This window comes from Chloroflexota bacterium, from assembly GCA_013152435.1.
Lineage (GTDB): Bacteria > Chloroflexota > Anaerolineae > DUEN01 > DUEN01 > DUEN01.
Genome location: JAADGJ010000039.1, coordinates 26,452 through 51,757, shown reverse-complemented (window position 1 = coordinate 51,757; position 25,306 = coordinate 26,452). Strand labels below are relative to the sequence as shown.

General features: G+C 64.4%; 14 protein-coding genes. 13 read left to right on the top strand and 1 reads right to left on the bottom strand.

Annotated features, from left to right (window positions below; translation table 11 throughout):
• Positions 1 to 6: 6 nt before the first annotated feature.
• Both GXP39_05315 and GXP39_05310 read left to right on the top strand, forming a co-directional pair.
• Positions 7 to 819 carry a 2-oxo acid dehydrogenase subunit E2 gene (locus GXP39_05315; GenBank protein NOZ27458.1) on the top strand — a complete coding sequence of 271 codons (813 nt, stop codon included), beginning with the start codon at positions 7 to 9 and terminating at the stop codon, positions 817 to 819.
• Between the two features lie 826 nt (positions 820 to 1,645).
• Entirely contained in the window at positions 1,646 to 2,767 is a 1,122-nt protein-coding gene (locus tag GXP39_05310) for a CBS domain-containing protein (protein NOZ27457.1), read from the top strand.
• Between the two features lie 97 nt (positions 2,768 to 2,864).
• Here GXP39_05310 and GXP39_05305 read toward each other — a convergent pair whose 3' ends face one another.
• Positions 2,865 to 5,027: a CBS domain-containing protein gene (locus tag GXP39_05305; protein NOZ27456.1), complete on the bottom strand. Its 2,163-nt coding sequence runs from the start codon at positions 5,025 to 5,027 to the stop codon at positions 2,865 to 2,867.
• A gap of 724 nt (positions 5,028 to 5,751) precedes the next feature.
• On the opposite strand from GXP39_05305, the gene secA reads away from it, so the two are divergent.
• The 11 genes from secA (at position 5,752) to GXP39_05250 (ending at position 25,229) form a co-directional block, all read left to right on the top strand.
• Positions 5,752 to 8,766 carry a preprotein translocase subunit SecA gene (secA, locus tag GXP39_05300; protein ID NOZ27455.1) on the top strand — a complete coding sequence of 1,005 codons (3,015 nt, stop codon included), beginning with the start codon at positions 5,752 to 5,754 and terminating at the stop codon, positions 8,764 to 8,766.
• Between the two features lie 458 nt (positions 8,767 to 9,224).
• Positions 9,225 to 15,410, top strand: coding sequence for a GAF domain-containing protein (locus GXP39_05295; protein NOZ27454.1), 6,186 nt, complete (start codon positions 9,225 to 9,227; stop codon positions 15,408 to 15,410).
• A 108-nt stretch (positions 15,411 to 15,518) separates the two neighbouring features.
• On the top strand, positions 15,519 to 16,898 hold the full coding sequence (locus GXP39_05290; GenBank protein ID NOZ27453.1) for a hypothetical protein: 1,380 nt from the start codon (positions 15,519 to 15,521) through the stop codon (positions 16,896 to 16,898).
• Between the two features lie 278 nt (positions 16,899 to 17,176).
• Positions 17,177 to 17,854, top strand: a complete 678-nt coding sequence (locus GXP39_05285) for a hypothetical protein (protein ID NOZ27452.1) — start codon at positions 17,177 to 17,179, stop codon at positions 17,852 to 17,854.
• 197 nt (positions 17,855 to 18,051) lie between these two features.
• Positions 18,052 to 19,296, top strand: coding sequence for a solute-binding protein (locus tag GXP39_05280; GenBank protein NOZ27451.1), 1,245 nt, complete (start codon positions 18,052 to 18,054; stop codon positions 19,294 to 19,296).
• 4 nt (positions 19,297 to 19,300) lie between these two features.
• Complete coding sequence (locus GXP39_05275) at positions 19,301 to 21,046, top strand: VWA domain-containing protein (GenBank protein NOZ27450.1); 1,746 nt, start codon at positions 19,301 to 19,303, stop codon at positions 21,044 to 21,046.
• Entirely contained in the window at positions 21,046 to 21,888 is an 843-nt protein-coding gene (locus tag GXP39_05270; protein ID NOZ27449.1) for a hypothetical protein, read from the top strand. The genes GXP39_05275 and GXP39_05270 overlap by 1 nt, the downstream gene beginning before the upstream one ends.
• A gap of 52 nt (positions 21,889 to 21,940) precedes the next feature.
• Complete coding sequence (locus GXP39_05265) at positions 21,941 to 23,092, top strand: branched-chain amino acid ABC transporter substrate-binding protein (protein ID NOZ27448.1); 1,152 nt, start codon at positions 21,941 to 21,943, stop codon at positions 23,090 to 23,092.
• A gap of 16 nt (positions 23,093 to 23,108) precedes the next feature.
• Entirely contained in the window at positions 23,109 to 23,498 is a 390-nt protein-coding gene (locus GXP39_05260) for a hypothetical protein (GenBank protein ID NOZ27447.1), read from the top strand.
• A gap of 13 nt (positions 23,499 to 23,511) precedes the next feature.
• On the top strand, positions 23,512 to 24,096 hold the full coding sequence (locus GXP39_05255; GenBank protein ID NOZ27446.1) for an O-methyltransferase: 585 nt from the start codon (positions 23,512 to 23,514) through the stop codon (positions 24,094 to 24,096).
• A 119-nt stretch (positions 24,097 to 24,215) separates the two neighbouring features.
• On the top strand, positions 24,216 to 25,229 hold the full coding sequence (locus GXP39_05250) for an ROK family protein (GenBank protein NOZ27445.1): 1,014 nt from the start codon (positions 24,216 to 24,218) through the stop codon (positions 25,227 to 25,229).
• The last annotated feature ends 77 nt before the right edge of the window (positions 25,230 to 25,306 follow it).

Sequence of the window (25,306 nt, the reverse complement as noted above, 5' to 3'; positions counted from 1 at the left end):
GCCGATCTGGGGGTGGATCTCAGCCGGGTCACCGGCACGGGGCCGGGCGGGCGGATCACCCGGGAGGATGTGGAGCGTGCCGCTCGGGAGGCCGCAGCGGCGGCCCCGGCTCCCGCGGCGCCCGCGGCCGTCACGCCAGAAGAGGTGCGTCAGGTGGTGCCCTTGCGTGGCATTCGCGCTCGCATCGCCGAACGCATGCAGCAATCCTATCAGACGGCCGTCCACGTCACCGAGTTCACGGAGGTGGACGCGACGGAATTTGTGGAGATACGGACCCGATTGAAGGAGGACGGCATCCCGGTCTCCTACAACGATCTGATGATGTACATCGTCGCCCGGGCGTTGCGCGAGCATCCCGCTCTCAACGCCACCCTGGTCGGCGATGAGATCCACTACTTGGAGCCCATCCACATCGCGGTGGCCGTCGATACGGAGAACGGGCTGCTGGTGCCGGTGATCCGGGATGTCGACAAGAAGAGCCTGTCTCAGATCGCTCAGGAGTCCGCCGAGAAGATCAAGGCGGCCCAGGAGGGGCGGAGCTCGCCCGAGGACCTGACCGGGGGCACGTTCACCATCACCAATTTGGGGATGTTCGAGATCGATGGGTTCACCCCCATCATCAATCCGCCTCAATGTGCCGTTCTCGGCATCGGCCGGATCGTTGAGAAGCCGGTGGTGCGGGAGGGCCAGATCGTCGTGCGAAAGATGATGATCCTGAGCCTGTCGTTCGATCATCGGATCGTGGATGGCGCGCCGGCTGCCCGATTCCTGCAACATGTCAAGCGCCTGATCGAGCGCCCGCATCTCCTGCTGGCCTGATTGGAGGTTGCTCGGGGGCGAGGGGGCTCTGGTTGCCCCGGGCGGGCACCGTAACGCTTGCATGCTCCATCGCGATGTTCTGGGGGCGACCGACAGGTCGCCCTCTTGCTTTCTCATCTGGGTTTGCCGACCGGTGAGCTTGGCGGATGCTCCGGTTTGGAGGGCCAGAGCTTTTCAAAGCTCGAACACCTGCCCCTGAAATCCTACCGTAGGGGCGCCCCTTGTGGGCGCCTGAGGCAGCCACAAGGGCTGCCTCTACAAGATCTAAAGTAGCGCCCGAGCCTTTGGAGTGTGTCTGAAAAACACACCACGAAGCCACGAAGACACCAAGAAGGATATGAAAAGAAGGATATCGAGGCTGCTTCTTACGCTGGTAAGCTCCCCATAGTGCACTTCCGCTTTCTCTATCTTGGGGTCTTAGTGCCTTAGTGGTTCCCATCGCCTTAGAGGCGTATTGGGTAGGAGCGCAACGCCGTTGCGCTCCTACAACGCCCTTTCCCAGGTGAAGCGAGGCTGGTTTGAGGTGCCCGGGGAGAGTCTCCGTCAGATTTTTGAAAAGCCCCGTTTGGAGAGCCAGGGTACTTGACATCCCCTCGTGCCTTCGCGAAGATGGGGTGGCGAGTCGATTCGGCGCGGAAACGTGGGATGTGGGAAAGGGCACTTCGGCCTGATTCCCCGCCGAAGTCGGGAATGGCAGACCGAAAGCGGGAAGAGAATCTTGAGCGGAGGGCCCTCCCTCCGCATCGCCCTGGGAACCGGGGCGAAGACCTCCCCCTGATGACCACGGTTGAGGTCTGAGCTGTCGTGTCCGTTATTGAGGGAGGAAATGCGAAATTCGATCAAGTTGTTTCGGGTGTTCGGCATCGAGGTCGGCCTGGACTATTCCTGGTTCCTGATCTTCGCCTTGCTCACATGGACCCTGGCCTCTGAGGTGTTTCCGAAGACGAACTGGCCCTCCGTCTTCGTGTGGATGCTGGCCGTCCTGACCAGCCTGCTCTTTTTCGCCTCGGTCCTGGCCCACGAGTTCGGCCACAGCGTCGTGGCCCTGCTGACCGGCGTGCCGGTGCGGCGTATCACGCTCTTCATCTTCGGAGGGCTGGCCCAGATCGCTCGGGAGCCCCGGCGGGCTCTTGACGAGTTCCTGATCGCCGCCGCGGGCCCTCTGGTCTCCCTGATCCTGGCCATGGGCTTCGGCATGATCTGGCTCTTCGGGCTGCTGCTGGACATACGCTCGCTCACGGTGCTGGGCGGGTGGCTGGGCGGCATCAACCTCTCCCTGGCGCTGTTCAACATCATCCCCGGATTCCCCTTGGATGGCGGGCGTATGCTGCGCGCGGTGCTCTGGGGGGCCACCGGCAGCCTGGACCGGGCCACCCGCATCACCGCCCGGCTGGGCCAGGGCATCGCCTACATCTTCATCTTCCTGGGCGTTCTGTGGGTCTTCCGCGGCAACTGGATGGGCGGTTTGTGGATCGCCTTCATCGGCTGGTTCCTGATGAGCGCGGCGACCCAAAGCGTCCAGCAGGTGGCGCTGCGAGAGCTATTGGAGGGGTTCACCGCGCGAGACGTCATGACGACGGATTGCCAGACGGTCCCTCCGCAGCTCACCCTGGATGTGCTGGTGGATCAGCTCATGATGCCGACGGGGCGACGCTGTTTCCCCGTCGTCGAGGGGGATAACCTGGTTGGGTTGGTCACCCTGCATCGCATCAAGGAGGTCGGGCGGGGAAAGTGGGAGGAGACCCATGTGCGTGACGTGATGATCCCGCGGGATGAGATGCTCGCGGCCCGCCCGGACGAGCCCTTGGGCGCGCTCTTTGAGCGCATGACCAGCGATGGCGTGAACCAGCTGCCGGTCATCGACGAGGAGGGACATCTGATCGGCCTGGTGGCTCGCGATAGCGTGATCTCCTTCCTGCGCACGCGCGCGGAGCTGGCCACGGGGTGATATCGGAGCGATTGGCGATCCGAGAGCGCGAAGACGGGGCCATACGCGTGCCTGCCAGGCGTGCGTATGGCCCCGTTCGCGTGGCGAAGCCGGATGCTCAGTGGTCTTCACATGGCTTGTGGCCCGTGCCGTCGCTGGAGATCACGGATTTAAACTCGTCGATGCACTTCAGATCCACCAATGCCGTCACCTGGTCACCTGGCTGGAGGACCGTATCCCCGTGCGGTATGATCAGCCCGCGGCCGCGACGCACACTGACGATCACGCAATCGTGGGGCAACGGGAGCTCTCGGATCTGCCGGCCGGCCGCCAGGCTCTCGGGCGTCACCTCGGCCTCCACGAATTCCGTCCCCGTGACCTTCCCCAGGCGCAGGCGATCCATGCGGTGTTGCAGTTCCAGCCGGCGGGTGATGGCGATGTTATACGCTCGCACGATGTCGCTGCGCCGGACCATGCCGAGCAGGCGCCGCGGGTCGTCCCGATCCACCACGGGAAGCCGCCCGATGTCTCGCACCCCCATCCGCTTCAGGACGACCCATACCGGCTCGTCCGGGTAGGCGACCACCACGTCCGTCGTGCAGATGTCCCGAACCCGCAGGTCGTCCTGCACCGCGCGCGCGGTGGCGCGTTCCAGATCCTGTAACGTGACCACGCCGTACAGCTTCCCCTCCTCGTCCAACACCGGGAAGCCGTGATGGTGGGTGCGGGCGAAGGCCTCGGCCAGCTCGCTGATGGTCATATCCGCCGAGACCGTGTCCGGATTGGTGGTCATGACCTCGGCGACGGTGATCCCCTGCATGATGTCGATATCCCGGCCGCGCACCCAGTGGATGCCGCGCCGCACCAGCTTCAGCGTGTAGATGGACTCCCGATGCCAGTGCTCCGCCAGCAGGGTGGAGATCCCGGTGCTGAACATGAGCGGCAGGATCAGCCGGTAGTCATTGGTCATCTCGAAGACGATCAGGATCGCCGTCAGGGGTGCCCGGGCCGCCCCGGCGAAGACGGCGGCCATGCCCACGACCGCGTAGGCTCCGCTTCCCGCCACCCATTGGGGCACCAGTTGCTCGGCGACGAGCCCGAAACCGCCTCCCAGCATCGCGCCCATGAAGAGGGCTGGCGCGAAGACGCCGCCCGAGTTCCCCGATCCCAGGGTGAGCGAGGTGGCCAGCACCTTCAGGAAGATCAGCACGATCAGCAGGGTGAGGGACCACCTGCCGTCTAGCGCTCCCTCGATGATCGGGAATCCGGCGCCGAAGACGTGCGGGAAGAAGGGGATGTTCTCGAGCCCGACGAAGGCCTCTTGCCGCGGCACCAGCCCCAACGCCAGCAGCCGGGGATAGATGAATCCCAGGATGCCGAGCAAAAGCCCGCCCACGGCCGGCTTCGCCCATTCGGGGAAGCGCCATTCATCGAACGCCTCCTCGAACCCGTACAGCATCTTGATGAACAGGATCCCGATCGCCGCCGCCAGGATGCCCAGAAGGGTGTAGAGGATCAGCTCCCAGGGGGAGTTCAGTCCGTATCGGGGCACCTGGAACGCGGCGACCTCGCCCAGGAAGGCCCGGCTCAGCACGCTGGCGGCGACGGCGGAGACCACGACGTTGGCGAAGGGCCCCAGGCTCACCTCGCCCAGGATGACCTCCACGGAGAAGAGCACGCCGGCGATGGGGGCGTTGAAGGTGGCGGCGATCCCGGCGGCCGCGCCGCAAGCCACCAGGTTGCGGATGCGCTCGTCCGACAGGCGGAAGAGCTGGCCCAGCGTAGATCCCAGCGCGGCCCCGATCTGAACGATGGGCCCCTCACGCCCGGCCGAGCCGCCGGAGCCGATACATACGGAGGAGGCCAGCGCCTTGGCCGCCACCACGCGAGGGCGAATGCGCCCCCCGTAGAGGGCGATGGCCATCATGACCTCCGGCACCCCGTGTCCTTTGGCCTCGGGGGCGAAGAAGGCGATGATGGGGCCGGCCAGGAGCCCGCCGATCATCGGGATTAAGATCAGCCAGTAGGGCCCCAATGCGGAGATCGCATGGGGGAGGCTCTCGAAGAAGAGGCTCTGGAAGAAAGCGATCATGCGAATGAAGATCACCGCGCCCATGGCCGTCCCCAGCCCCACCAGCATGGCCGTCGTGATCAGCACCAGATCCTCCGGCGGTTGGTGCCGATCCAGCCAGGAGGAGGCGAACTGGGCCAGGCGGGCCAGGCGCCCGGCCAGGGAGGGTGATGCGACCTTTGAGGCCTGAAGTTCGCTTGTCTGAGACATCTTGCTCTCCTGCGAACACGAGATTTGATTTCGGCCTGCTCTACAGAAGAAGCGCAAGTGACGAGCGGGATCCGCCGCGGCGAGATCTTCCAGACTTGCGCTCGCTTTTGTGGTTCATCCCGCGCATCTTTGCGGATGCAAGAAGGCGTAGGCGCCAGAGGGCGGAGCGTCTGACGCCAACCAGCAGGAAGGCCCTTGGAGAGGAAGGGCCTTCTGCAAGCGAATATGGTGATTTGCCTTACATTGCGATGTGGACATTCTAGCACCGGGTCGGCGGGAAAGCAAACGCAGGCGCAGAGCATGTGTCCAAGCCGTGGGGCTTTTTCGGGAGGAGCGCGGCGGGGAGCTTTGAGGGGCGCAGTACCTGCATCTTACGTCGAGTTTCGCCAGCGGTATCAGATGTGGTATAATGGCAAGCGATAAAGTTTTGGAGGGGACATAACCGTCCGTTCCAATTCGAGTGTTTGGGGTAGTGGGGAAATCTCGCGTCAAGCGAACAAGGCCGGCTGGACGTACAGCGGGCCAGGAGCGGTGCGATTCGCACTTGCCGCTTTCTCAGCCGATCCGAACTTGAAACCTATAGTGACGCCAAGAGGCAAGCACCGCACCCTGGGCTCGGCCTTCCTTACGAGCCGAGCCGTGATCTTATGGGTGCGGTGTCTCCGTCCTGGACCTCACGATCCCTGATCTTGTCGTGCATTTGCACAATGCGAGGAAGAAGAACATGTTTCGCACTTTGCTGCGTAAGGTCGTTGGAGACCCAAACGAACGCGAACTGAAGAAATATCAGCCGATCGTAGAGCAGATCAATGCTCTGGAATCGGAGATGGAGCGCCTGCCGGACGAGGCGTTCCCCGAATTGACGGAGCAATTCCGGGCGCAGATCCGCGAGCGGACGGCCGAGTTGCGCGCCCGGGTGGACGAGGCGCGGCTGGCGATGGAGACCGCGCGCGGTGGTGAGGCCTGGCAGCGCGCTCGGGAGGATTTTAAGAGGGAGGATGCCAGGCTGCGGGAGGCCGAGGAGAAGGTGCTGAACGAGATCCTGCCTCGCGCCTTCGCAGCGGTGCGCGAGGCGAGCCGTCGCACCATCGGCCTGCGCCACTTTGACGTCCAGTTGCTGGGCGGTATCGTCCTCCACCAGGGCAAGATCGCCGAGATGAAGACCGGCGAGGGCAAGACCCTGGTGGCGACGCTCCCTCTGTACCTCAACGCCCTGGTGGGGCGCGGGGCCCATCTGGTCACGCCGAACGACTATCTGTCCAAGGTCGGCGTGCAGTGGATGGGGCCGATCTACCACTTGCTTGGCCTGAGCGTGGGCGTGATCCAGTCCGCCGCCGCCGATCCGGAAAAGGGATCCTTCCTGTTCGATCCCGCGTATCCGGCCCAGGATGATCGCTATCAGTTCCTGCGCCCGTGCAGTCGGCGGGAGGCCTACGAGGCGGACATCACGTACGGCACCAACAACGAGTTCGGCTTTGACTACCTGCGCGACAACATGGTCATCGACCTGAGCCAGTGCGTCCAGCGCGAGCTCCACTACGCCATCGTGGACGAGGTGGACAACATCCTCATCGACGAGGCTCGCACGCCTCTGATCATCTCCGGCACGGCTCAGGAGTCCTCCGACTACTATCGGAAGTTCGCCGAATTGGTGCGACGACTACGCCCGGAGGAGGACTACACCGTCGACGAGAAATTGCGGGTAGTCACCCTGACGGAGTCCGGCATCTCCAAGATCGAGCAGTGGCTGGGCATCGACAATCTCTACGCCCCGGAGCATCTGGAGCTGACGCCCTACCTGGATAACGCGCTCCGGGCCCATGTGCTGTACAAGCGGGACCGGGATTACATCGTCCGCGATGGTGAAGTCATCATCGTGGACGAGTTCACCGGCCGGCTGATGCACGGCCGGCGGTATTCGGAGGGGCTGCATCAGGCCATCGAGGCCAAGGAGGGCGTGCGGGTGCGGCAGGAGTCCCTCACCCTGGCCACCATCACGTTCCAGAACTTCTTCCGCATGTACAACAAACTGGCGGGTATGACCGGTACGGCGGCCACGGAGGCGGAGGAGTTCGCCAAGATCTACGATCTCGACGTGGTGGTGATCCCGACCCACAGGCCCATGATCCGCATCGATCACCCGGATGTGGTCTACAAGACCCAGGAGGCCAAGTACAAGGCCGTGATCCAGGAGATCGAGGAGTGCTACAAGCGGGGGCAGCCCGTCCTGGTGGGCACGGTGGCCATCGAGACCTCGGAGATGCTGTCCAGGATGCTGAAGCGGCGAGGGATCCCCCACGAGGTCCTCAACGCCAAGCATCACGAGCGTGAGGCGGCCATCATCGCCCAGGCCGGTCGCTCCGGGGCGGTGACCATCGCGACCAACATGGCCGGCCGTGGTGTGGATATCCTGCTGGGCGGCAACCCGGAGAATCTGGCCCGGGAGCGGCTCCGCCGTGAGGGTGTGGACCTGACCACCATCCCGCAGGCGCAATGGAATGAGGCCGTGGAGATGCTTCGTCGCGGGGAGGATCCCACGAAGGTCTTCCCCGAGCGTTGGGCCGAGGTGTTGGCCGAGGCGACGCGCGAGTGCGCCGCCGACCGGGAGAAGGTGGTCGCCCTGGGCGGGCTGCACGTGATCGGCACGGAGCGCCACGAGGCGCGCCGGATCGACAACCAGCTGCGTGGGCGTTCCGGCCGACAGGGCGATCCCGGCTCGTCTCGCTTCTACGTGTCCCTGGAAGACGACCTGATGCGTCGGTTCGGCGGGCAGAGCATCGCCGGCCTCATGGAGCGTCTGGGCGTCGAGGACGATGTGCCCATCGAGCACAACATGATCTCCAAGGCCATCGAGAACGCCCAGATCAAGGTCGAGGGGTACAACTTCGACCTGCGTAAGCACGTGCTGGAGTATGACGACGTCGTCAATACGCAGCGTGAGATCATCTACGCGCAGCGGCGGCGCATCCTCTCCGAGCCGACGATGAAGCCCACCATCATGGGCATGATCGAGGACGAGATCCGGGCCCTGGTCAGCACGTATACCTCCGATCAGGTTCTGCCGGAGGAGTGGGATTTGAACGGGCTGCACAGGGCCGTGAACCGCATCTTCCCCCTGCCCGCGACGGAGACGGCCGCGCGATGGCGGGAGCTGACGCCACAGCAGCTCGAGGAGCGGCTGCTCGAGCTGGCGAGGGAGCGTTATGAGGAGAAGGAGCGCTCCCTGGGCCCGGAGACCATGCGCCAGATCGAGCGCCTGGTGATGTTACGGGCCGTCGATAACCGGTGGGTCCGGCATCTGACTGATCTGGACACGCTCCGGGAGGGTATCGGCCTACGAGCCTATGGACAAGTCGACCCTTTGGTGGCATTTAAGAAAGAGGCACATGAGATGTACCAGGGCCTCCTGGCGGCGATCCAGGAGGACATCGTCCATCAGATCTTTCACGTGGAGCCGGTGCGGGAGATGGCTCCTGCCCCCGTCTTCCGGGGTCGCATGGTGGCGCATCGGGGGAACGGAGCCGCGTCGGCTCCCCAGCCCATACGACGCACGCACACCCTGGGCCGAAATGATCCCTGCTGGTGCGGTAGCGGGAAGAAATACAAGCATTGTCATATGCGGCAGGACCAAGCCAGCGGGGATGGCAGGCCTCCCTCCCAAGGGGAGCCGAAGAGGGTACAGAAGGCCGCCTCAGGGCGCAAGTCGCGCGGATCACGTAAACGTAAGCGCAGGCGCTGAATGGGAATACCTCCTGATCACACCAACATCGAGACGCGGGGGGAGACGGCCGGGGAAGTCAAGACGAGATGGGCGGACAGGCAGGGTGTCCGCTCATCTACTATTCCCGTCCGGTCGGTGGACGTGACGCTGTGGTGAGAGTGTGTGTGAACGATTTCAGGGAGTGGCTTCGCGATCTGTTAAGGCGGGCTGTGCATCTATGGATACATCAAATCCGGGCCCTGGGGATGAGATTGGATAGGAGATCCGATCCGGATATGGCATGCGTCATCTGCCCCAGCGCACAGGGTGGTGCGTACTGTGGCCCGGTCGCGGAGATCATGGAGATCTATGCTAGGAGGTAATGCGCTGTGACAGCGGCCTCGACTCATTATCTCCCCCGGGAAAGCGATTCCAAGTCCCCATCCGCGCTCTCGTCGGTTGGTTTGCCTCCTCCGCCCCCGTGGGAGGACGTGGGCATGGCGATCCTGGAGCGGGTCCTGGAGGCCTTGAACGCCTCATCGGGCGCGGTCTACACATTGGAGGAGCGCCATGACCTGCTCCGGCTGATCGCTCAGCGCAATATGCCGGATCGTTTCACGCGCTGCCACGCGACCATCCCTCTCAATCGCTCGGTGTTGGGAGGGATCGTATCCCAGGGCCGGATAGGATGTGTCGTGGCGGGGCCGGACGGCTTGAAGGAGGTCGCTTTCTCCCCCACAATGGATCAAGATCAGGTGATCCTGGTCTGCCCATTGGCGGTGAATCAGGAGCTGGTGGGGGCTTTGCTGATCGCCAGCCGTGAGCCGGGGGAGCTTACCTCGGACGTGGTTCAGGACGTGCTGGCGGCCATACGCGGACAGGCGGCGATCGCCCTGAACCATCAGCGTCTCCTACAGTGGATCCATCAGCGCAACCAGGAGTTGGATCTCGTCCTGCAGGCCAGCCAGGCGCTGATGGCCTCCGCCACCGTGGAGGAGGCGCTGGCGAGCCTGGCCAGGGAGCTGACCGAACGGCTTCCCGTGACCGCCTGTCGCGTGCTCCTGCTGGACACCCACGGAAAAACCCTGGTTACCCGGGCCTCCTATACGCTGCGTGCCGTCGCGTGGAAGCCAGGGCTGTGGCAGCCGATCGCTCTGGACGATGCCCCGATCTGCCGGTCTGTGATCCAGGAGGCGCATCCCATCATCGTGGTGCGGGCATCTCGGCTGCCCAAGGCGGAAGGGGAGTTCCCGATCACTCATGCATCGGAACCTGAGATGTCGATCACCTTCTTCCCCGACGCCCAATCCGGTGCCCTGGTTCCGCTGATCGTGGAGGATCGCGTCGTCGGGATCATCGCCCTGGGCGAGGGGCGTTCCTGGGACCGCTCCGCGCTGTCGGAGGAGAAAGTCCGGGTCTGCCAGACGCTGGCGCGTCAGGTCGGCCTCATCATCGGACGCGCTCGAGAGGCGGAACGCGCCCACCGTCGCGCCAGCCGCCTCTCCACGTTGCACCGCCTGGGGACGGCGATCCGCTCCTCCCTCTCGTTGCCGGAGCTCTACGATCTGGTCGTCTCGGAGCTTGCCGGCGAGTTCCGTTATCCCCTGGTGGCCTTGTATACGTTGGAGGGAGAGACCCTGCATCTGCAGGCGCAGTATGGGCATAGCGAGGAGGACCTGAAGACGCTCGTGAGGGTGCCCCTGGGGCAGGGGATCGTGGGAACGGTAGCCCGCACCGGAAAGCCCATCCTGTTGCCGAACGTCCACCAGGCCCCGGAGTATGTCCCCACCTCTCTGCCCACTGACGCCGAGCTCTGTGTCCCGATACGTCTGGGGGATCGGATCCTGGGTGTGCTGGATGTGGAGAACTTCGGCGTGGGCTCGCTTACCCGGAGCGATCTGGAACTGCTCGGCACGTTGGCGGCGCAGGTCGCCGTGGCCATCGAGAACGCCCGGCTGTTCGAGGCCGAGCAGAAGCGCCGGCGCCAGGCGGAGGCTCTACGGGAGCTGAGCACCGCGATCACCAGTTCGCTGGACCTGCGCGAGGTCGCTCGGAAGGCCCTTCTGGGGTTGAAGGAGACGGTCCCCTATGACAGCGCGGCCATCTCGTTGATTGAGAGGGATGGGTTCCGCATCCTGTTCGCCACCGGCCGCGTGACGACCCAGGCTCTGAAAGAGATCTGGTCCCCCTTCGATAAGCGGCGCGCGGGCTACCATGTCACGCAAGCCAAGCGCCCCTTGCGCATCGCGGACGTGAGGACGAGCGAGTTGTGGGCTCCTGACGTCGGCTTCGAGTACATCCGAAGCTGGATGGGCGTGCCGTTGATGGTGGAGGATCGCGTCCTGGGCGTCCTCACGCTGGACAGCGCGAAGCGGGCGTTCTACACGGAGGAGGACGAAAAGGTCGCTCTGGCCTTCGCCCAGCAGATCTCCCTCGCGCTGGAAAACGCCCGGCTGTACGATCAGACCCGGCGGTGGGCGACTCAGATGGAGACCCTCCGCGAGCTGGGCATGCATGTGGCCGCTTCCTTGGATCTGAAGGCCGTGTTGCAGCGCATCGTGGATAGCGTGCTGATGCTCACCGATGCGACCGATTCCCACCTGTATCTTTACGACGCGGCCTCCGATCAGTTCTTCTTCGGCACCGCGAGCTGGGCGGATGGCATCCCCCGGCCGGTTACATACAAGCCGCGAAAGGATGGCATCACCGCACGCGCCATACGACAACGTCGCCCCATCGTCATCAGTGACGCCCCTTCCCATCCCCTGTTCAACACGCCGGAAGCCAAGCGGTGGGGGATACAGGCGATCGCGGCCTTTCCCCTGTTGCGCGCCGGGGAGCCCATCGGGGCGTTGACCCTGGCCTATCTTCACCCTCACACGTTCAGCGAGGAGGAGCTGACGCTGCTGGCGATGCTGGCGGACCAGGCCGCCGTGGCTGTGGATAACGCCCGGTTGTACGAGGATGTGGCCCGCCGGCTGCGGCGGGAGCAGCGTCTGAGCGAGCTCAGCGAGAGCCTGGTGGCCGAGCTGGATCTGCCCCGGGTTCTGCGTCTGGCCATCGAGATCGCTGAGGAGCTGGTGGGCGGCCAGGCGGGAGGGATCGCCCTCCTGGACGAGGCGCGGCAGATGATCACGTATCCGTATCTGCACAACCTGCCGGAGGAGCTATCCCAGATCACCATTCCGATCCACGAGGGTCTCATAGGCGAGGTCATTCAAACCCGGAAACCCCTCGCTATCCCCGATTACGCGGCCTACCCTCGCTCCGTGCCCGAGTTCGTCGCCGCCGGCATCAAAGCCGTGCTGGCGGTGCCGCTGATGGTGGGCGACCGCGTCATGGGGGCCCTGTCCGTCGTCGACCTGGAGAAAAATCGCACCTACAGCGAGGAGGACATCGCCATCCTCTCCAGCGTGGGACGCCAGGCGGCCATCGCGATCCAGAATGCCCGACTCTTCCAGGCGACGTTGCAGCATATCGCGGAGGTGGAAGAGCTACGGGATTTCAACGAGAACATCATTCAGACGATGGCCGAGGGGCTCCTGCTCACCTCTCCTGATGGGCGTATCGTCTTCGCGAACCGGAGACTGGAGGAGATGCTGGGGTACGCCCCCGGCAGCTTCGTCGGATGGTCGTATGAAAAGCTGTTGCCACCGGACTGGCGGGATCAAAACCCGCAATTGGACGAGAACTGCCCTCACGAGACGCAGCAGTATGAGATCTCGCTGCTCCGGGCCGATGGCACCCAACTGCCCGTGCTGGCCAGCACGACGCCCCTTCTGGAGGAGGACCAGTTACAGGGGTTCCTGACGGCGTTCACGGACATCAGCCAGCGGAAGCGATCGGAAGATTTGTTGCACACGCTCAGCAGCGCGGCTGTGGCGGTGCAGGCCGCTCTGACGCTGGAGGAGATCTTTGAGACCGTCGCCCGGGAGATGAAGAGGTTGGGCTTCTACGCCCTCATCGGCACCGTGACCCCTGACCGGTCGTCTTGGCAGGTTCGCCACACCTCCCTGCCGGAGTACGTCATACAGGCCCTGGATCGGGTGTTGGGGCAACCCTTCCTGAAGTTCTCCTTCGTGCCGAAGCGGGACGAGAAATATCCCGTGCATTTGGATGGGGAGACCCCTCTCTTTATAGACGACCTGGTGGACTTTCTCTGGCGGGTTCTGGAGCTGGATCCGGCGACGCTGCGGGCGCATCTTCCCAGCGATTTCGCTTCCTGGCGCATGATCCTGGTGCCGCTCAGGATCGAGAATCGAACGGAAGGGAGTCTGATCGTCTTTGGGGAGTTGCAACCCTCTGACATGCCGGCGATCACTCTATTCGCGAACCAGATCGCCGTCGCCCTGGAGAAGGCGCAGCGGCTGGAGGCCGAGCGGCGAGCTCGGGAGCTGGCGGAGGCGCTGCGCGATATGGCCGGCGCGCTGAACGCGGTGCAGGACCTGGACACCGTGCTCGCGCTCGTCCTGACCCATCTGCAGCGGGTGGTGGCCTATGACTCGGCCTGTGTGATGCTACAGGAGCGAGGCCCCGCGGGTCACGAGGTGTTGAAGGTCAGGGCGGCGCACGGGTTCCCCGAGGAGACGAACGTGCTCGGGTTCCGCATCGAGGCAGGGGATTATCTGACGCGTTTCGATCCCACCTCTCCGCTTCCACACGTGATCTCGGATACGCGAGACGAGCCCATGTGGGTAAAGCTCCCCGGCACGGAGCATGTGCGGTCCTGGATGGGGGCTCCTCTGCTGGTGGGGGGGCGGGAGGCGCCAAAGTTAATCGGCATCCTGGCGGTGGACAGCGAACAGCCGCACGCCTTCTCGCAGAGGGATGCGGAGGTGGTGCAGGCGTTCGCCAACCAAGCCGCCGTGGCGATCGAGCGCGCCCGGCTGCATGCCGAGACGGCGCAGCGTGTCCGCGAGCTCTCCGCCCTGATGCGCATCAGCGAGGCGCTCAACGAGGCCATCGAGCTCAAGCAGGTCCTGGAGATCGTGCTGGATAGCGCCTTTGAGCTGGCTGGCCGTCAGGAGGCCGCCATCATTCTGGTCGATCGGCGCACGAACGCGCTACGCGTGGTGGCCTGGCGGGGGTTGCCGGATGACTTCGTGGCCTCGTTCAACGCTCGGAACATCCCGCCTGAGGTCGGCCTGGTCGGGGAGGCCATACGTACGGGCAAGATCATCATCTCGGAGGACACCAGCCGAGATCCCCGGGTGGTGGACTTCGGGTGGCCGATCACGCCTCAGGTGATCCAGGTCCCCCTCATCACCGATGCGGGGGCGATCGGCATCATCTCCCTCGACACCATACCGGACGAGGCTACCCAGAGGCTGCTGCACGCCATGGCGGACCTGGCGGCGACCGCCATTGAGAAGGCGCGCCTCTTCGAGGGGGAGCACCGACGCGCGGTGCAGTTGCAGGCGATTCGGGAGGTCACGGAGCGCGTGACGGCCATTCTCGATTTGCGGACCCTCCTCATAGAGGTGGCGCGCTTGCTTCAGGCGCGCTTCCGCTACTCCCAGGTCAGCTTGTGGACGCTGGATGATACGGGGCAATACGTCGTGTTGCAGGCCGGGGCGGGCGTTTACGAGGTGACCGAGCCCGTCCTCCGCCTCCCGTTGACCAAACAGAGCATCGTGAGCTGGGTAGCCTCCACCGGGAAGCCATTGCTCGCCAACGATGTGTCTCAGGAGCCACGCTACTATTTCTTCCAGCCTCTGGCGGACACCCGGGCGGAGTTGGCGGTGCCTATGCGCCTGTCCGGCAGGGTGGTCGGCGTGCTGGACGTGCAATCGGATCAGGTCAATGCCTTTGATAGCGATGACCTCTTCGTGTTGCAGGCGCTGGCGGACCAGGTATCCATCGCTTTAGAGAACGCCCGCCTATATGCCGCCGAGCGCGCCCGCGCGGAGGAGCTGGATCGAGCATATCGGGAGCTGAAACAGCTGGATCGCATGAAGGACGAGTTCGTGCAGAACGTCTCCCACGAGCTGCGCACGCCGTTGACCTACATCAAGGGATACGTGGAATTGCTGCTGGATGGGGTGTTGGGCCCGTTGACCGAGGAGCAGGAGGAGGCTCTCCGCGTCATGGCCAACCGGGGGGATGCCATCATTCACCTGGTGAACGATATCATCTCCTTGAAGAAGGCGGAGACGGAGGTCATAGAGCGGCAGCGGACGTCCCTGGTGGAGGTGGCGGAGGCCTGCGTCCGGGGCGCCGAGGTTGTGGCACAGCAGAACGGGCTGCAGCTGGTGTTAGACGCGGAGGAGGACCTGCCAGATGTGTGGGGGGATCCCGGCCGATTGGGCGAGGTGTTCGACAATCTGATCGGCAACGCCATCAAGTTCAGCCCGCAAGGGGGGACGATCACGATTCGAATGCGACGGGAGGGTACGTTCATACGCGTCGAGGTGGAGGATCAGGGGATCGGGATCCCGGCGGATCAGATCGACAAGATCTGGGATCGCTTCTACCAGGTGGACAGCTCCTCCACGCGACGATTCAGCGGCACGGGATTGGGCCTGGCGATCGCTCGACGGATCGTAGAGGCGCACGGCGGCAAGATCTGGGTGGAAAGCGAGGAGGGCAAAGGGAGCACCTTTATCTTCACCGTGCCCATCTATCTCCCGAATATCGGGCAGGAGCGGGCCGAAGGGCGAAACGCCCGGGAGAATGGTGCGTAGATACAATCAGGAATATCCCCGACGAGGGCGGAGGTTTGTGAGGCGATCATCCCCCTTCTCGCCTCGATGGATGGCGGACAAACGGCTTACAGGGAAGGCAATGACGTCATGGTAGGACTCGTTCACGAAAGGACTGCCACGCGCCCGCGATGGCAGGAGACAGAGCACATTTTCGGCTATATCCGTCGATTGGACCCCTGTTCCATCATCGGCATCAGCAACATCGGCAAGTCCGCGTTGATGCGCCAGCTTCGCGATCCGGAGGTGCAGCGGGATCATCTGGGGGCGGACGCCGATCAACTGGCGCTGGTGTATATCGATTGCAACCGCATGCTGGAGATGAGCGACCAGGGATTCTACGAGCTGGTGCTGCGTTGCATCCTGGATCAATTGCGCGATCTGGTTCAGGAGCGCGGCATTGACGGGGATCTGCGCACCGCCTATGAGGCCGTGGTCAGCCCTCCCAGCCCCTTCCACGTGCCGCTCAGCTTCAACCAGGCCATCACGATCCTGGTCAAGCAACTGGGTCGCGAGCTGGTGTTGTTATTCGACGAGTTCGACGCCCCCCTGGCCCGTATCGATGGCCGGGTGTTCCTCAACCTGCGGGCCCTGCGAGATCAATATCTGCGCCAGCTCACGTACGTCACGGCCACCGATCGCCGGCTCAGCGAGATTCGCGGCGGCGAGGACGTGGGCGAGTTCAACGAGCTGTTCGCTCACTATCGCTATTACCTGGGGCCACTGAACGAGGAGGACGCGCGGCGCTTCATCGCCGCCTTCACGGAGCGAGAGCCGGTCACCTTTGGCGATGCCGATGTGCAGTTCATCCTGGAGTGGGCCGGGGGACATCCGGGCCTTCTAGAGGCGGTGAGCCGGGAGCTGGGTCTGGTTACCGGCCAGCCCGTGCGGGATGCCATCCAGGATCGCATTATCCATCGACAGGTGGCGGAGCGCCTGGCCTCCAGCCTGAACGTGCGCTCGGAGTGTGCCAAGGTGTGGCGTCACCTGACGGAGGTGGAGCAGCAGGCCTTGCTCGCGCTGTTCGATCCTGGCAGGCGCCCCGATCCCATCGGGCTGACCTCCCTCCAGCAGAAGCGGGTGCTCGTCAGCAACGGCGATGACCCGCGCCTCTTCTGCCGGGCGTTCACCGAGTACGTGCAGCGCCAGCATCTGGTGCAGCGGCCGGAGGCGCGGGGGATCGTGGTTGATGTGGACTCGGGCGAGGTGTACGTGGACGGGAAGCCGACGCCCGCCCTGACCAATCTGGAATACCGATTGCTGTTGCTCCTGTATGGACGCATGGGGAAGATCTGCGACAAGTACACCGTCGTGGAGTCGGTATGGGGTGAGGCGTACATCGACGAGGTGGACGACGCGCGGATCGAGAAGCTGGTGAGCCGGCTGCGTCAGAAGATCGAGCCCGACCCGTCTAACCCTCGCTATTTGATTACCGTGCGCGGCCGCGGGTACAAGCTAGTCGGCGGGTGACCTCCGCCCGCCTTGTCTCTCCCCCCGTGGGTGTCAGCTGGAAGTCTGTCGCCAGTCATGTGTGACATAGGGGCGGGCGCGAGGATGGGGCTGGCCGACGGAAGCCTCATCTCCTGAGGGGAATCGAGCGTCTTCCCCGGCGAGTTGTCTTCTCAGGGCTCCTGCCTCCCTGGAGGGGGTGGGAGGCCCTTCAGAATCTCCCGTATCTCCTTCACGGACGCCAGCCTGCCGGTGCGCTCCGAAGGGGATGCCGATAAACTCTTGAGGAGGAAATGACGATGGCTTCTCTGCTGGAAAAGGTGGACACGTTGATCCGGGCGAACCTACACGCGCTGGTCGATCGGGCTTTGAAAGCGAACTCGCTGGCGGTCGTCGATCAGTACATCCGCCAGATCGAGGACAACCTGGAGGATCTGGGGGATGCGGCGGCCACCGTCGGGGGGCAGGTCAAGACGCTGAAGCGCAAGACCGAGGAGTACGAGAAGAAGGTCGCGGAGCTGGATCGCAACATCGATCTGTTCCTCCAGGAGGGGCGCGACGAGCTGGCTATGGCGGCTCAGAGCAAGCTCAACTCCACACAGCGGCTGCTGGAGAGCTATCGCGATCAGCTGGCCCGCCAGGAGGCGGAGTACCAGAAGCTGCTGGATGCGAAGCTGAAGCTGGAGGCCCGGCTGACCACCGTGAAGCAGGAGCGAGAGGAGCTCAGGGCACTGCTGGACCTGGCCAAGTCCAAGGAGATCACGGTACGGGCCATTCAGTCGCTGGATGATCTGGTAGGGGCCGGCGATTCGGATATCGCACGGGTGGCGGAGAGCATTCGCGCCCGATTGGATAAGGCGCAGGCCCAGTCCGAGATGTACGCACAGCGGTTGGACGCCCAGATGGACGAGGTTCTGGAGCGACACACCCTGGAGGCGCAGCTGAAGGAGCGCAAGAAGCGGCTTGGGTTGGCGTAGCCCGCACGGACGGAAAGCCCGGAGAGGGGCGCAGATCAGGCCCGAGGCGGCCCTTGTCGAGACGGCTCCCACAGGCCAAGTGTGGGAGCCCGGCTCGTGATCGGATCGTCTCGGATCCCGATGGCCCCTCCCGGTGATAGACCGCGCAGCCGAAAAGCTTCGCTCGTCATCGAGTTCGCAGAACGAAAGGCTTGTCCATGAGCCGGACTCGCATCATCTTCTTCGCTGTCATTCTGGCGGCGCTGGCCATCGTGGCCGCGTCGCTGATCTGGCGGGCTCTCAGCCGGCCGGAGCCGCTGACCATCACCCCGCGCGGCCCCATCCAGGTGCGCATCCTCACCGCGCTTCCCGTGGAGCCGTGGGTGCGGGCAGCCGCTCGACAGTTCAACGAGGAGAAACATAAACTGGAGGGCGAACCCATCTCCGTGGAAGTGATCGCCATGGATGGGCTCGCCGCGCTGGGGAAATGGGATCGGGACGAATTCGGCATCCTGGGGGATCGCTCGCCTGACGAGCTCTCCTCGGAAGAGCGGGAGCGGCTGGAGCGCTTCCCCACCGTGTGGATCCCGGACTCCCGCTATCTGGTGGAGCTGGCCAACGCCACGTACAAAGAGCGGCTGGGACGGGATGTGTTCCTGACCGATGGCGAATACCGGGCCCGCCCCATCGTCGTGTCCCTGTTCGCCTGGGGCATCTATGAGAGCCGCGCCCGGGTGTTGCAGGCGCATTTCGGCGAGATCAACTGGCGGACGATCCACGACGCGGCGATCGCTAAAGGGGGATGGCCGGAGTTGGGGGGCGACCCGGAGTGGGGGTTCTTTAAGCTGGTGGTGCCGAATCCCCGCAAGAACGTGGGGGGGCTGGCGGCCATGATCGCTGCGGCTGGGGAGTACTACGATCGCCCCGATATCTCCACCGCCGATGTCACGGACCCCGACTTCCAGCGCTGGCTGGGAGAGCTCATGGGGGCGGTAACGGATGTCAGCGGCGGCAGCGCGTATACGGCCGAGGACTTCGCCCTCTTTGGGTACTCCGTGGGCGATGGCGGCCAGCTCCTGGAGAGCGACCTGCTGACGAACATGGCCGGGATCGAGACGCGCTGGGCGGACCCGCTGCGCATCTACTATCCCAAGTACGTCACCTGGTTCGACTTCCCCTTCACCGTCTGGATGGGGCCGGAGACCACAGCTCTGGAGAAGAACGCGGCGCTGGAATTCGAGCGCTTCCTGCTCTCCCCGGAGGTGCAGCGTCAGGCCATTGAGTATGGCCTGCGGCCGGCCAACCCGGAGGTGCCCGTAACCGACGGCGAGAGCCTGTTCGTGCGCTATCAGGATCGGGGGGTACGCCCCGTGGTGCCGCGCACCGAGGCCATGCGCTCCCCGGATCGGGACGTGCTGCTGGCGCTCTTGCGATGGTTCGACCTGAATGTCGCGCAGAGGTAGAGCGATGACCCGCCATGAGCGCACACGCAGAAAGCGTCCCTCCCGCAGCTTGCTGATCGGCGGCGCACTGGCCGTAGTCGGCTTCCTGCTCGCGTGCTGTGTCTTCCTTCTCGCCCTCGCCTGGGGAGGGAGGGATTCCCTCACGACGGCCGAGAAGCCCTCTCGCGATCCCTACAGCGCTACCCTGGCCGTCGCCGTCTCTCCGGAGAAGGAAGCGCTGCTGCAGGAGCTGGCCGATGACTTTAACGGGCAGAAGCAGCGCACCCCGGACGGGAAGAAGATGGTCGTGCAGATCCATGCCATGGACTCGGAGACGATGATCGAGGCCGCCTTGCAGCAGGCGCTCCCGGAGTACCAGGTTCCCGTCTCGGTGCAAGCGCTCAATCCGGACTCGTCCCTCTGGCTGGATCAACTGGATCGTGCCTATGCGGAACGAGTCGGCGCGACGGAGGGGATCGCCCCGCGTATCATCGCCGATACCACCCGGTACGCGGTCAGCCCCATCGTCATCGCCGCGTGGGAGTCGGTGGCCCGGGATCTGGGATGGCCGGACCGGCCGATCGGGTGGCGCGATATCCAGCAGAAGGCCCAGCAAGATCCGGACTTCAAATGGAATCACGCCTCCACCAGTCATGCTAGCGGCCTGCTGGCCACCCTGGCCGAGTTCTACGCGGCCGTGGGCAAGGTGCGCGACCTGACGATCGAGGACGCGCAGGCCCAGAGCACCCTCGACTATGTGACGGCCATCGAGCGGACGGTGCGGTACTACGGCGAGGGCGAGCTGGCCGTCCTGGAGCGGGCGCGAAAAGAGGGCCGACGTTACCTGGATGCTTTCGTGGTCCAGGAGCAGTTGGTGATCCAATTCAACCTGGAAGGGCCGTCCGAGCGCCTGGTGGCCATTTACCCCGTCGAGGGGACGCTGTGGGCCGATCACCCGCTGGCCCTCCTGGAGCGACCGGAGCCCACTGCCAACCAGCGGCGCACGTTTCAGGCGTTCCGGGAGTTCCTGTTGTCGCCCGCTGTGCAGGAGCGGATCCTGGCGGCCGGATATCGCCCGGCTGATCTGAGCATCCCCCTGGATGGGGCCGGGTCTCCTCTCACCCAGGAGAACGGCGTCGATCCGACGCAGCCGCAGACCACCCTCCAGATCCCTGGGCCCAAAGTCGTGGAGGTTGTGCGCAACGTCTGGTGGTACACGAAGCGCCACACCAACGTCTTCCTGGTGGTGGATACATCGGGGAGCATGGAGGGGGAGAAGCTGGAGGCCGCGCAGCAGGCGCTGCGCATCTTCCTGGACCAGATCAAAGGGGACCTGGAACGTGTGGGGATGGTGGAGTTCTCCGACCAGGTCAACCATATCGAGCCCCTCGCGGAGCTAGGTGAGAGCCGGGGGCGGCTCATGCAGAGGATCGACCAGCTGGAGGCGGGTGGGGGAACGGCCCTGTTAGACGCCGTGCGCACCGCCTACATGCGTCTGTGGCGTCTGAACGACGCCGAACGGATCAACGCCATCGTCGTGATGACCGATGGGCGCGAGAACTCATCGAACGTCGAGCTGAAGGCGCTGGTCCGGGAGATCCAGGAGAGTAACCAGAAGGGGCCGCCGGTGGTGATCTTCGCCATCGCCTATGGGAACGATGCGGATTATGATGTGCTGAAGGCGCTGGCCGAGGCGTCAGGGGGGCAGGTCCGCCAGGGGGATCTGCAAACCATTCGAGAACTCTATAAGATCCTGTCCAGTTACTTCTGATGACTCGCGAACGAACCCGAGACCAACTCGAACGACGCGCCCGTGGGGCGATGATCCAGTACGCGCTGTTCCGCTGGGAGAGCGCGGTGGTGATCGCGGGGGCGATCCTGCTCACCTATTTCCTTCCGCGGCCGTTTCCGGCCTGGCCGATCTGGGGATGGGGGGCGTTGGCCTGCGCGGCCGTGCTGCTCATCGTGTACACCAGCCTGACCGATCCGGAGACCAACGCCCGCGTGGTGGCGGAGCTCTTTCGCCAGCGGTTCAACCCGCGTCGTATCCGGGATGAGACGCTGCGGTCCCAGGTGGAGCAGGCGTTGCGCTATCACGAACGTATGGAGCGGCTGGTTCATCGGCAGCGCTCCGGGGTGTTGCGCGATCATCTGATGGAGACCGTCCGACAGCTGGAGGATTGGCTGGAGAGCGTCTATCGGCTGGCGGAGAAGGTGGACGCGTACCTGTCGGACCCGATCATCCATCGCGATCGGGCCAAGGTGCCGGAGGATATCCGACGGCTGCGCGCTCAGCTCCAGCGGGAGGACGACCCCAGCGTGCGGGCGCAGCTGGAGGCTGCCCTGAAAAGCCGGGAGGCGCAATGGCGCAGCCTGGAGGCGCTGGATAACACCATGGACCGAGCGCGCTATCAGCTGGAGGCCACCATCTCGGCGTTGGGGACGGTGTACTCCCAGATCCAGTTGATCGGCGCCCGTGATGTGGATAGCGATCGGGCTCGACGGCTGCGAAAGGACATCTCGGATCAGGTGGCCGCCCTCCAGGACATCGTGCAGGCCATCGACGAGGTGTACGAAACCTCCTTCGAGGAGGGGGCCTCCGTCGAATCGTAAGACCGTGCTTTCCAAATCGTGGTGGGATCCCCTCTCACGGGGATCTTCACCGATGGATATCTCTTTGATCGTGGGGAAGGGCATGCGCCGAATCGTTGTGTGGCTGTTGCTGTTGGGATGGCTGGTCACGGGGTGCTCCTCTGCTCCCAAGGGGGAGGTCACCGTTTACGTCGCCGCGCCGTTGTCCGGATTCCAGGCCAATGGAGGACAGACGGTGGTCGGCGGAGTGCGCCTGGCCGCCGAGGAGATCAATCGCTCCGGTGGGCTGCTCGGGTATCAGATCCGGGTGGTCGCCCTGGACGACGAATCGGATTCCGATGTCGCCGTGCAGGTGGCCGAGCAGATACGCCAGGCGGTCCAAAGCGGCGAGCGTGTGCTGGGGGTGGTCGGGCATTATAATAGCGGTCAGACGCTGGCGGCCATGGAGATCTATAAGGATCTCCCCATCGTCGTCATCACCCCTACCGCCTCGGAGCTTTCGCTAACCCAGCGTGGATATCGCAACTTCTTCCGGGTGAACGCGAACGACGCGGTGCAGGCCCGGGTGGACGCTGCCTTCCTCGTGGAGAAATTGAACGCGCGGCGGGTTGCCGTCATCCACAACGACACGGAGTACGGGATCGGCCTGCGCGATCTCATCACGCAGGAGCTGAAGCGCCTGGGGGCGGATGTGGTGCTCACCCTTCAGGTGGCCGAGGGGCAATCGCAATACGCGAAGGAGGTGGCCCGCGTCCAGGAGGCCGCCCCGGACGCGATCTTCTACGCGGGTTACGAGATCGAGGCGCCCTATCTGCGGTCGGCCCTGGTGCGGGCGGGGATCTCCGTGCCCATGCTGGCCAGCGATGGTGCCTTCCTGTCGGCCACGATCGACGAATCGGATGGGACGGCGGAGGGAATGTACGTGAGCGCCTTCGCTCCAAGTCCGGCGCTGGCCGTGGATGAGGATTGGATCAAGGCTTACCAGGCGGTGGAATATCGCAATCCGGATACGTATTCCATCAACGGATATGTGGCGATGACCGTTCTGGCGGAGGGCGCTCGCAAGGCGGGGAAGGTGGATGGGCCGCAGATCGCTGCTGCCCTCCGGGAGGCGCGCATCGACACCCTGATCGGCCCGATCCGTTATGAGGAGAATGGGGACCTGCAGGATCCCAAGGTGTTCATCTTCCAGGTGAGGGAGGATGCCTTCGTCCAGATTCAGTGAGTGAGGAGGGGAGATCATGGAGCCTCGCCCTGGTGGCGTTTTGGTGATCGCGTTGTATCATCTGGTGGTTGGGGTGGTGACCGGGCTGGGCATATGCGCTCTGCTGACGATCCCGTTCATCGTGGGGGTGGCGGCGAGCGGGGATCCGGATGCGCGTATCGCCGTCCCCATCGTCGGGGGGATCATGGTGTTGGCGGCCGGGTTCCTGTTTCTGCTGGCCTTGGCGAATCTCCTCGTGGGATGGGGGCTTTGGCACATGAGGGAATGGGCCCGCATTGCGGCGATAGGACTGTCCGTTCTGCGACTTTTGAACTTCCCCATTGGCACGATCATCGGCGGGCTGATCATCTGGTATCTGCTGCAGCCCCAGATCGTTGCCGCCTTCCAGACACAGCAAACCGGGTAAGGGAGACGTGAGTATGGAGCCAAGGATCGCGAAGATCATCGCCGAGCTGGAGGAGCGGGCTCGTCGGGAGCGGGAGCGGCCGCAAGAGGTTACATCACGCATGTGGGCTCTGCATCCGGACTCGGCTCGTTTCCTGCACGTGCTGATCCAGGCCACGCGGGCGACGCGTCTGTTGGAGGTGGGCACCTCGTTCGCATATTCCACGTTGTGGCTGGCGGATGCCACGCGGCCGAACGGCGGCCGCGTCATCACCTGCGAGATCACGCCCGAGCGGGCCGCGGCGGCGCGAGAGACGTTGGCCCGCGCCGGGCTGGAAGATGTCGTGGAGATCATCGTGGGGGACGCCCGGGAAACCCTGAAAGAGCTGCCGGGTCCCTTCGATTTCGTCTTCCTGGACGCGGATAAGCGGGACTACTCCCTGTACCTGGACCTGGTGCTGCCCAAGCTGTTGCCCGGCAGCATCGTCGTTGCCGACAACATCCTCTCCCATGCGGATGCCGTGACGGCTTACCTGGAGCGCGTGCGACAAGATCCCGCTCTGGAGAGCGTGCTGGTCCCCATCGGCAGCGGCCTGGAGGTCACGCTCAAGATCGGCTAATCCAACCGTATCATGACGCGCGCTGGCCCGGGGCGGTGGGCATCCCCTGCCTTGAGCCAGCGTATTCGCGCCCAAAAGCAAGCGGTGTTTAGTGGTTGACAGCCCCGTGTTTTTCCACTATGCTGGATCTGTACGGAGAGGGGAGGCGCCCGGTGGATACTCCCATCTATATCCTGGGACTCGACATCGGCGGAACGAAGACGGCCGTCATCCTGGGGGATCGCGGCGGCCGGGTTTACGATCGCGTTTCATTCCCCACCCGGCCGGAGCGGGGATTCCAGGCCACGTTCGAGGAGTTGTGCCGGCACATCGCGCAGGTGAGGGCCCGTGCGGAGTCTCAGGGGCGTTCACCGCGCGCGGTTTCCGTGTCCGTCGGGGGGCCGTTGGATATCGAGCGCGGCATCATCTATTCCCCGCCGAACCTGCCCGGGTGGGACGCCGTACCTCTGAAGCCGTTGCTCCAGGATCGCACCGATCTGCCCGTATTCGTGGAGCACGATGGCAACGCCGGCGCCTTAGCCGAGTGGTACTTTGGGGCGGCGCGGGGGGCTCGCAACGTGATCTTTCTGACCATGGGGACGGGACTGGGCGGCGGCCTGATCCTGAACGGCCAGCTATATCGGGGCACCTCCGATCTGGCCGGAGAGGTGGGGCATATCCGCATTGCGGAGACGGGGCCCATCGCGTACGGGAAGGAGGGCTCCTGGGAGGCGTTCTGCTCTGGGACCGGGATCGCGCGGCTGGCCGCCCTGCGGTTTCCGAATCGGTGGGGGGACGGCCGGGTGACCGTGCGTGATCTGGCCGATTTGGCCAGGTCTGGCGACCCGGACGCGCTGGCCGTGCTGGCGGAGGCCGGGCGATATCTGGGGCGTGGGCTGGCGATCCTGCTGGATATCCTGAACCCGGAGATCATCGTGATCGGGTCCCTCGCCGTGCGTCTGGGGGAATGGGTGTTGGGCCCCGCCCGGGAGGAGATGCAACGGGAGGCGTTGCCGGGCGCGGTGAGCGCCTGCCGCGTGGTCCCTGCCGCCCTTGGCGAGCGCATCGGGGACATCGCGGCGCTGTGTGCCGCCATCATGAGGATGGGAGGGCCCACAGGTCACGAGGGCGATCACCCGCCTGAGCCCTCTTGATCGGTCAGGGAAATCCCTTATTTTTCGTCCCTCTCACCCTCTCCGGAGCGATCGCGTCAAGGAAATCAGCTTACTTT

Coding starts and splice junctions, on each gene's coding strand:
- GXP39_05310 (NOZ27457.1), top strand. CDS start 1,646: ATGCGAAATTCGATCAAGTTGTTTCGGGTGTTCGGCATCGAGGTCGGC.
- GXP39_05305 (NOZ27456.1), bottom strand. CDS start 5,027: ATGTCTCAGACAAGCGAACTTCAGGCCTCAAAGGTCGCATCACCCTCC.
- secA (NOZ27455.1), top strand. CDS start 5,752: ATGTTTCGCACTTTGCTGCGTAAGGTCGTTGGAGACCCAAACGAACGC.
- GXP39_05295 (NOZ27454.1), top strand. CDS start 9,225: ATGGCGATCCTGGAGCGGGTCCTGGAGGCCTTGAACGCCTCATCGGGC.
- GXP39_05290 (NOZ27453.1), top strand. CDS start 15,519: ATGGTAGGACTCGTTCACGAAAGGACTGCCACGCGCCCGCGATGGCAG.
- GXP39_05285 (NOZ27452.1), top strand. CDS start 17,177: ATGGCTTCTCTGCTGGAAAAGGTGGACACGTTGATCCGGGCGAACCTA.
- GXP39_05280 (NOZ27451.1), top strand. CDS start 18,052: ATGAGCCGGACTCGCATCATCTTCTTCGCTGTCATTCTGGCGGCGCTG.
- GXP39_05275 (NOZ27450.1), top strand. CDS start 19,301: ATGACCCGCCATGAGCGCACACGCAGAAAGCGTCCCTCCCGCAGCTTG.
- GXP39_05270 (NOZ27449.1), top strand. CDS start 21,046: ATGACTCGCGAACGAACCCGAGACCAACTCGAACGACGCGCCCGTGGG.
- GXP39_05265 (NOZ27448.1), top strand. CDS start 21,941: ATGGATATCTCTTTGATCGTGGGGAAGGGCATGCGCCGAATCGTTGTG.
- GXP39_05260 (NOZ27447.1), top strand. CDS start 23,109: ATGGAGCCTCGCCCTGGTGGCGTTTTGGTGATCGCGTTGTATCATCTG.
- GXP39_05255 (NOZ27446.1), top strand. CDS start 23,512: ATGGAGCCAAGGATCGCGAAGATCATCGCCGAGCTGGAGGAGCGGGCT.
- GXP39_05250 (NOZ27445.1), top strand. CDS start 24,216: ATGCTGGATCTGTACGGAGAGGGGAGGCGCCCGGTGGATACTCCCATC.